Origin of the sequence: Yoonia sp. (assembly GCF_036007805.1) — a bacterium.
GTDB lineage: Bacteria > Pseudomonadota > Alphaproteobacteria > Rhodobacterales > Rhodobacteraceae > Yoonia.
In genome coordinates this window covers 1-7,241 of the sequence record NZ_DASYOK010000336.1, presented here as the reverse complement: position 1 = coordinate 7,241, position 7,241 = coordinate 1, and the positions used below count along the sequence as shown (strand labels likewise).

Genomic DNA, 7,241 nt, shown 5'->3' with positions numbered 1-7,241 from the left:
GCTGATCTGAAGGCGCAGAGCCCGAAGGATTTGCTGTCTTTGGCCGAAGAGCTCGAGATCGAGAACGCATCGACGATGCGGAAGGGCGACATGATGTTCGCCATCCTGAAAGAACGGGCGGACGAGGAATGGGTCATCGGTGGTGATGGCGTTTTGGAAGTGTTGCAGGACGGGTTCGGTTTCTTGCGCTCGCCAGAAGCAAACTATTTGCCAGGTCCTGATGATATTTACGTCTCACCGGATATGATCCGGCAGTATTCCTTGCGCACCGGTGATACGGTCGAAGGGGTCATGAAAGAGCCCAATGACAATGAACGCTATTTTGCGCTGACTTCGGTTGAGTTGATCAACTTCGAAGATCCCGAGAAAGCGAAACACAAGGTTGCCTTTGATAACCTGACGCCGCTCTATCCTGATGAGCGGTTGACGATGGAGATTGAGGATCCGACAGTGAAAGACCGTTCGGCGCGGATCATTGATCTGGTAGCCCCGATCGGGAAGGGCCAGCGGTCTTTGATCGTGGCGCCACCGCGGACTGGTAAGACGGTACTGTTACAGAATATCGCGAACTCGATCGAGAAGAACCATCCGGAGTGCTACCTGATCGTCCTGTTGATTGACGAACGCCCCGAAGAGGTGACGGACATGCAGCGCTCTGTGAAGGGCGAGGTTGTGTCGTCTACCTTTGATGAGCCTGCAACGCGTCACGTAGCCGTGTCCGAGATGGTCATCGAGAAAGCCAAACGTCTGGTGGAGCATAAGCGTGATGTTGTGATCCTGCTGGATTCGATCACGCGTTTGGGGCGTGCGTTCAACACGACTGTGCCATCGTCCGGTAAAGTCCTGACGGGTGGTGTGGATGCGAATGCGCTGCAGCGGCCCAAGCGCTTCTTCGGTGCGGCACGCAACATCGAAGAGGGCGGGTCACTGACGATTATTGCGACGGCACTGATTGATACCGGATCACGCATGGACGAGGTGATCTTTGAGGAATTCAAAGGTACGGGTAACAGCGAGATTGTTCTGGACCGCAAGGTTGCAGACAAGCGCGTCTTCCCTGCGATGGATATCCTGAAATCAGGTACGCGGAAAGAAGAGCTGCTGGTGGATAAGGCCGATCTGGCCAAGACCTATGTGTTGCGCCGTATTCTGAACCCGATGGGCACGACCGATGCGATTGAGTTCCTGATCGGTAAACTGAAGCAGACCAAGACGAATTCAGATTTCTTTGACTCAATGAACACGTAACTTATTGTTCTAAAACAATGGGTTAACCTATGGATACGATTTTTGCCTTAGCGACCGCGCAGGGCCGGGCAGGTGTTGCTGTGGTGCGGATGTCCGGGCCAATGGCGGTGCCTGCGGTGTCGGGTTTGTGCGGTGATGTCCCTGTGACGCGGGGCGTGCGCGCTTTGCGTGACGCAGGCGGAGGGCTGTTGGACGAGGCGCTGATCCTGCACTTCCCTGAGGGCAAGAGCTTTACCGGTGAAAGCGTGGTCGAGTTGCAACTGCATGGCAGTCCGGCAGTGGTCAATGCGGTGTTGCGGTGTTTGGGTGATAACCCTGCGCTACGACAGGCAGAGGCAGGCGAATTCACACGTCGGGCGCTGGAAAATGGACGGCTCAACCTGGCCGAGGTCGAGGGGCTTGCTGACTTGATTGATGCCGAGACCGAGAGCCAGCGCAAGCAGGCTGTACGGGTCTTTTCCGGCGCACTGGGGGTACTGGCGGATAGCTGGCGGACACGTCTTATTCGGGCGGCTGCTTTGCTTGAGGCGACAATTGATTTTGCGGATGAGGAAGTGCCTGTCGATGTCAGCCCTGAAGTGAACGATCTCTTGGGTCAAGTCCGGACCGAGATGACCCGCGAGGCCGCCGGTGTACGTGTTGCCGAGCGTGTGCGGGACGGGTTCGAAGTGGCTATTATCGGCGCACCGAATGTTGGCAAATCAACGCTCTTGAACCGGCTTGCGGGGCGTGATGTTGCCATTACATCCGAGGTTGCGGGTACCACACGTGACGTGATCGAGGTTCAGATGGACCTTGATGGTCTGCCAGTGACGCTGCTGGATACAGCGGGTGTGAGGGACACTGATGATATCGTCGAGGGGCTTGGTGTGGCGCGGGCGAAAGAAAGGGCTGAGCGGGCTGATTTTCGCATACATCTGGTGATGGACCCTTCAGAAATAAACAGAGATCTTGGCCCTGATGACCTTGTCGTGCAGGCGAAGTCCGATCTTGGTCATGGGGATGGACTGGCGATATCTGGCAAGACAGGGGCTGGCATCGATGCGCTGATTGAATGTGTGCGGCAGCGGCTGCAAGAGAAGGTCGGACAAATCGGGATTGCGATGCGCGAACGGCACCGGGTCGCGATGGTGCGCGCAATCGGATACCTGGATGACGCAGTGCTGGCACTTGAAACACCCGATGCGATGACCGATCTCGTCGCAGAGGATTTAAGGTCTGCTATTCGTGCAGTGGATAGCATTGTGGGCCGTGTTGATGTAGAGCACGTGCTTGATGAGATCTTTAGCAGTTTTTGCATCGGCAAGTAGGGAGTGTTTCACGTGAAACATCAGGACTACGACGTAATCGTGATTGGTGGCGGGCATGCAGGCGCCGAGGCAGCGCATGCGGCGGCCCGTATGGGCGTGCGTACGGCTTTGGTCACATTGACTAAGGCATCAATTGGCGTGATGTCCTGCAATCCAGCGATTGGTGGATTGGGGAAAGGCCACCTCGTGCGCGAGATTGATGCGCTGGACGGCGTTATGGGGCGTGTTGCCGATAAGGCGGGTATCCAGTTTCGCTTGCTGAATCGGAAAAAGGGACCCGCCGTTCAGGGGCCACGCGCCCAATCTGACCGGCAAATCTATCGCAAGGAAATGCAGGCAGAGTTGGATTTGCTGGCAAACCTGACGATCCTGGAAGGTGAAGCTGTTGATTTGCTCATGACCGACGGGCGCGTGACCGGTATCCAGATGCGCGATGGTGCTGCGATATCCGCACATAGCGTGATTCTGACAACCGGTACCTTCCTGCGCGGTGTGATCCATATCGGCGATGTGTCGCGGCCTGGTGGCCGTATGGGTGATGATCCCTCAGTAAAGATGGCCGAGCGGCTGGATAGTTTTGGATTGCCACTTGGCCGGTTGAAAACGGGTACACCACCACGTTTGGATGGTCGCACGATCGCATGGGACAAACTGGAAGCGCAGCCAAGCGATACGGATCCGGTGCTGTTTTCTTTCCTCTCGAAAGGCCCATCGGCACCACAGATTGATTGCGGCATCACCCATACGAATGAGGCGACCCACGATATTATCCGCGAGAACCTTGGCCGTTCGGCGATGTATGGTGGAAAGATTGATGGCGTCGGCCCACGCTATTGCCCCTCGATTGAGGATAAGATCGTTCGCTTTGCAGATAAGACATCGCACCAGATCTTTTTGGAACCAGAGGGCGTGAACGATCACACAGTCTATCCGAACGGCATTTCAACGTCACTGCCCGAGGATGTACAAAGAGCCTATGTAAATTCCATCTATGGCCTTGAAAACACAACGATTTTGCAGCCGGGTTATGCGATCGAATATGACTACGTCGATCCGCGTTCTTTGCGGGTAACTTTGGAACTCCGCGATGTTCCGGGGCTGTTTTTGGCTGGCCAGATCAACGGCACAACCGGGTATGAAGAAGCAGCGGCGCAGGGTATGGTTGCGGGCCTCAATGCGGCTGCGCAAGTAAAAGGGCAGGACCCTGTCATCTTTAGCCGTCGGGAATCCTATATCGGTGTGATGATTGATGATCTGATCACACGAGGTGTATCAGAACCCTACCGCATGTTTACCTCACGCGCCGAATTTCGTTTATCGCTTCGCGCGGATAATGCAGATCAGCGGCTGACAGAGCGGGGCCATACGATTGGCTGTGTGGGTGAAAACCGGTGGGCGCACTTTAGCGATAAAATGGAACAGATTGAAAAAGCCAAGGCTTCACTTGCTGAAATGGTGATCTCTTCGCGTGACATTGCGGGCCTTGGGGTGAAATTGAACGCCGATGGACCGCGCAGATCTGCGCTGGATGCGCTCGCCTTGGCAGATTGCAACTTTGAACATCTGGCGCAATTGCAGCTAGATGTAGGTAATATTCCCGATCAGATACAAGACCAGGTAAAAAAGGACGCACTCTACGCGCATTACATCGCCCGCCAAGAGCGGGACATTTCCGCGATGGAGCGTGATGAAAATCACATTATCCCTGATGACACAGATTACACGCTCATCAGGGGCCTCTCAAACGAAATCGTGGCAAAGCTAACTGCGACGCGTCCGGGAACGATTGCCCATGCTGGCCGGATTGAAGGCATGACGCCTGCCGCGCTCATGCTGATTGTCAGTGCGATAAAGAAGCAATACCAAGCGACCGGAACCTGACCGATGTCACAGCTTGTTGCTGGCGTGAATGTTTCACGTGAAACAATGTCAGACCTAGAGGCATTTGCCGCGCTGACTGCGAAATGGACTGCAAAGATTAACCTGATCGCGCGGGGTACAGTTGATTCGATCTGGGAGCGTCATATCGTCGATTCGGTCCAGCTCTATCAGTTTGCTCCAAAGTCCTTTGAAAAATGGGTCGATATCGGCAGTGGCGGCGGCTTTCCCGGTATCGTTATGGCGATTCTCGCCAAAGAGAAGAACCCGCAGGCGCAATTCGTGCTTATAGAAAGTGACCAGCGTAAAGCCACATTCCTGCGCACAGCGGCGCGCGAACTAAATCTTCCCGTCCAAGTGATTGCCGAGAGAATTGAGACTGCTCCAGTACAAAACGCAGATGTGGTATCTGCTCGCGCACTTACCGCACTATCTGGATTACTTTCCCTGACGAAGCGCCATCTAAAGCAGGAAGGCTTGGCCCTATTTCACAAAGGCCGACAATCCGCACAGGAAGTTGCCGATGCGCAAAAGAGCTGGTCGTTTGACCTTGAAGAAAACGCCAGTATCACTGATCCTGACGCACGAATACTCGCCATCCGAAGGATAAATACGCTTGGCTCATGATCCAATAATCATCGCGGTTGCGAACCAAAAAGGCGGCGTTGGCAAAACGACCACCACCATTAATTTGGGTGCAGCCTTGGCAGAAAAAAAGAAAAACGTCCTACTGATTGATCTGGACCCGCAAGGGAACGCATCTACCGGCCTTGGCGTTGATCATGACAAGAGAGAGGCTACAACCTACGATCTGCTGGCAGGCGATGTCACCTTGACCAAGGCGATTCAGAAAACATCCGTCAACCGCCTGTGCATCATTCCGGCGACAACGGATTTAAGCTCTGCTGATCTTGAACTTGTCGACAATGCAAAACGCAGCTTCCTTTTGCGTGATGTGCTGCGGGGCAGTGATCCGGCGCTCTTCGTGTTCGACTACATTTTGATAGATTGCCCGCCATCACTCAATATATTGACGGTAAACGCCATGGTTGCTGCACATTCCATTATCGTCCCGCTGCAAAGCGAGTTTTTCGCGCTTGAAGGCCTTTCACAGCTTATTCTCACGGTCCGCGATGTTCGCCAGACGGCCAACCCTGACCTGAGAATCGAAGGCATTGCGCTTACAATGTATGATAGCCGCAACAACCTGTCTCTGCAGGTTGAGGATGACGCCCGCGAAAACATGGGTGATATGGTGTTCAAAACCGTCATTCCCCGCAATGTCCGCCTGAGCGAAGCGCCGTCCTTCGCGATGCCCGTGCTCTCCTATGATAGTGCATCAAAAGGCAGCGCCGCATATCGTGCGCTCGCTGCTGAATTGATTGAAAGAACAAAGAAAAAGAAGGCCGCATAGATGACACGCACACCAAAGAAATCCCGCGGATTGGGCCGTGGTCTCTCTGCTCTGATGTCAGATGTGGCAACAGACGACAGCACCGAAGCGCCGGCAAAGCGGCCCGACCTTGTCGTGCCGATTGAACGGGTGCGCCCCAATCCCGATCAGCCGCGCCGCACCTTTGCAGAGGATGCGCTTGATGAACTCGCAGCTTCCATTGCCGAGAAAGGCATCATTCAGCCTTTGATCGTCCGGCAGTCTCCGACTGATCCTGATTTCTTCGAAATCGTTGCGGGTGAACGTCGTTGGCGCGCCGCACAACGGGCCAAGCTGCACGAGATCCCGGTCCTTTTACGCGACTACGATGATACCGAAGTTCTTGAAATTGCGATCATCGAAAACATCCAGCGTGCCGATCTGAACCCCGTGGATGAGGCCGCAGGCTATAAACAATTGATGGACCGCTTCGGCCACACACAAGATAAACTCGCGTCCGCCTTGGGCAAAAGCCGCAGCCACATTGCAAACCTGCTGCGTCTCCTGACCTTACCGGAAGAGGTGCAGACCTATCTTGTCAGTGGCCAGCTCTCCGCCGGTCACGCGCGTGCCCTTGTCGGACACGATCATGCCGTCGCCTTGGCCCGCGAAATCATTCAACGCAAACTCTCAGTCCGCGAAACCGAAAAGCTCGCCAAGAAGGGCCCCGCAATCAAAAAGCGTTCGGTGCCAGGGGCGCCAGTGCCCAAAGATGCCGATACCATCCAGATAGAGGATGAGCTTTCCGCCACGCTGCGTATGAAAGTGACAATCGACCACCCCGCAGGCAGTGAAGGCGGCAAAATGACGATTGCGTATAAGTCGCTCGATCAACTGGACGATCTTCTCCGCGCGCTTTCCGGTGGTTAATCGTCCAATAAGGCGCGCAGGACAGCGTTCAAGACAGGAGCGCCTTGAGCGGTAAGTTGCAGGATCTCCAAGTTATAGGTGACCATCCCCAAATCAACTAAACCGTTGATTTTATTTATATATTCATCTTTAGCGAGATGTGGAAACCGCGCAACATCTACGCCTTCGCGCAACCGCATCCCCATCAACAAAAACTCGGCAAACTGCTCGTCTTGCGTGAGCGCCTCGCGTGCCAAATCCCCGTTTCCTGTTTTGCGCACCTGTGCCAACCACCCTGCGGGCGCGCGCGGTGCCTCGGTCGCAAACCGCTGTCCACCCAATGTCAGACGCCCATGTGCGCCTGGCCCAATCCCTGCGTAATCGCCATAGTGCCAGTAAATCTTGTTGTGGATACTCTCACAGCCCGCGCGCGCGTGATTGGACACCTCATAGCCCGCAAATCCGGCCGCTTCGCAAATCTCTTGCGTCACAGCATACATGTCAGCTGCCGCATCATCATCCGG

At 54.9% G+C, this 7,241-nt stretch carries 6 protein-coding genes and 1 pseudogene; 6 read left to right on the top strand and 1 reads right to left on the bottom strand.

Features of this window, described 5'->3' with window-relative positions; genetic code table 11:
- The 6 genes from rho to VGP75_RS17885 form a co-directional block, all read left to right on the top strand.
- Positions 1-1,248: transcription termination factor Rho (gene rho, locus VGP75_RS17910; RefSeq protein ID WP_327544951.1), on the top strand; the 1,248-nt coding region annotated here is incomplete at its 5' end.
- Between the two features lie 29 nt (positions 1,249-1,277).
- Positions 1,278-2,558, top strand: coding sequence for a tRNA uridine-5-carboxymethylaminomethyl(34) synthesis GTPase MnmE (mnmE, locus tag VGP75_RS17905; protein WP_327544950.1), 1,281 nt, complete (start codon positions 1,278-1,280; stop codon positions 2,556-2,558).
- A 12-nt stretch (positions 2,559-2,570) separates the two neighbouring features.
- Positions 2,571-4,439 (top strand): tRNA uridine-5-carboxymethylaminomethyl(34) synthesis enzyme MnmG, encoded by a 1,869-nt coding sequence (gene mnmG, locus VGP75_RS17900; protein ID WP_327544949.1) that lies wholly within the window; start codon positions 2,571-2,573, stop codon positions 4,437-4,439.
- A 3-nt stretch (positions 4,440-4,442) separates the two neighbouring features.
- Positions 4,443-5,063 (top strand): 16S rRNA (guanine(527)-N(7))-methyltransferase RsmG, encoded by a 621-nt coding sequence (rsmG, locus tag VGP75_RS17895; protein WP_327544948.1) that lies wholly within the window; start codon positions 4,443-4,445, stop codon positions 5,061-5,063.
- On the top strand, positions 5,053-5,850 hold the full coding sequence (locus VGP75_RS17890) for a ParA family protein (protein ID WP_327544947.1): 798 nt from the start codon (positions 5,053-5,055) through the stop codon (positions 5,848-5,850). The genes rsmG and VGP75_RS17890 overlap by 11 nt, the downstream gene beginning before the upstream one ends.
- On the top strand, positions 5,851-6,738 hold the full coding sequence (locus VGP75_RS17885; RefSeq protein WP_327544946.1) for a ParB/RepB/Spo0J family partition protein: 888 nt from the start codon (positions 5,851-5,853) through the stop codon (positions 6,736-6,738). It abuts the gene before it with no gap.
- Here the strand turns inward: VGP75_RS17885 and VGP75_RS17880 are convergent.
- Positions 6,735-7,241, bottom strand: a pseudogene (locus VGP75_RS17880) (radical SAM family heme chaperone HemW); the annotation flags it as partial. The gene VGP75_RS17885 and the pseudogene VGP75_RS17880 sit on opposite strands and share 4 nt — an antisense overlap.

What these genes read in the sequence shown, in the direction of transcription:
- mnmE (WP_327544950.1), top strand. Translation starts at nt 1,278, where the DNA reads ATGGATACGATTTTTGCCTTAGCGACCGCGCAGGGCCGGGCAGGTGTT.
- rsmG (WP_327544948.1), top strand. Translation starts at nt 4,443, where the DNA reads ATGTCACAGCTTGTTGCTGGCGTGAATGTTTCACGTGAAACAATGTCA.
- VGP75_RS17885 (WP_327544946.1), top strand. Translation starts at nt 5,851, where the DNA reads ATGACACGCACACCAAAGAAATCCCGCGGATTGGGCCGTGGTCTCTCT.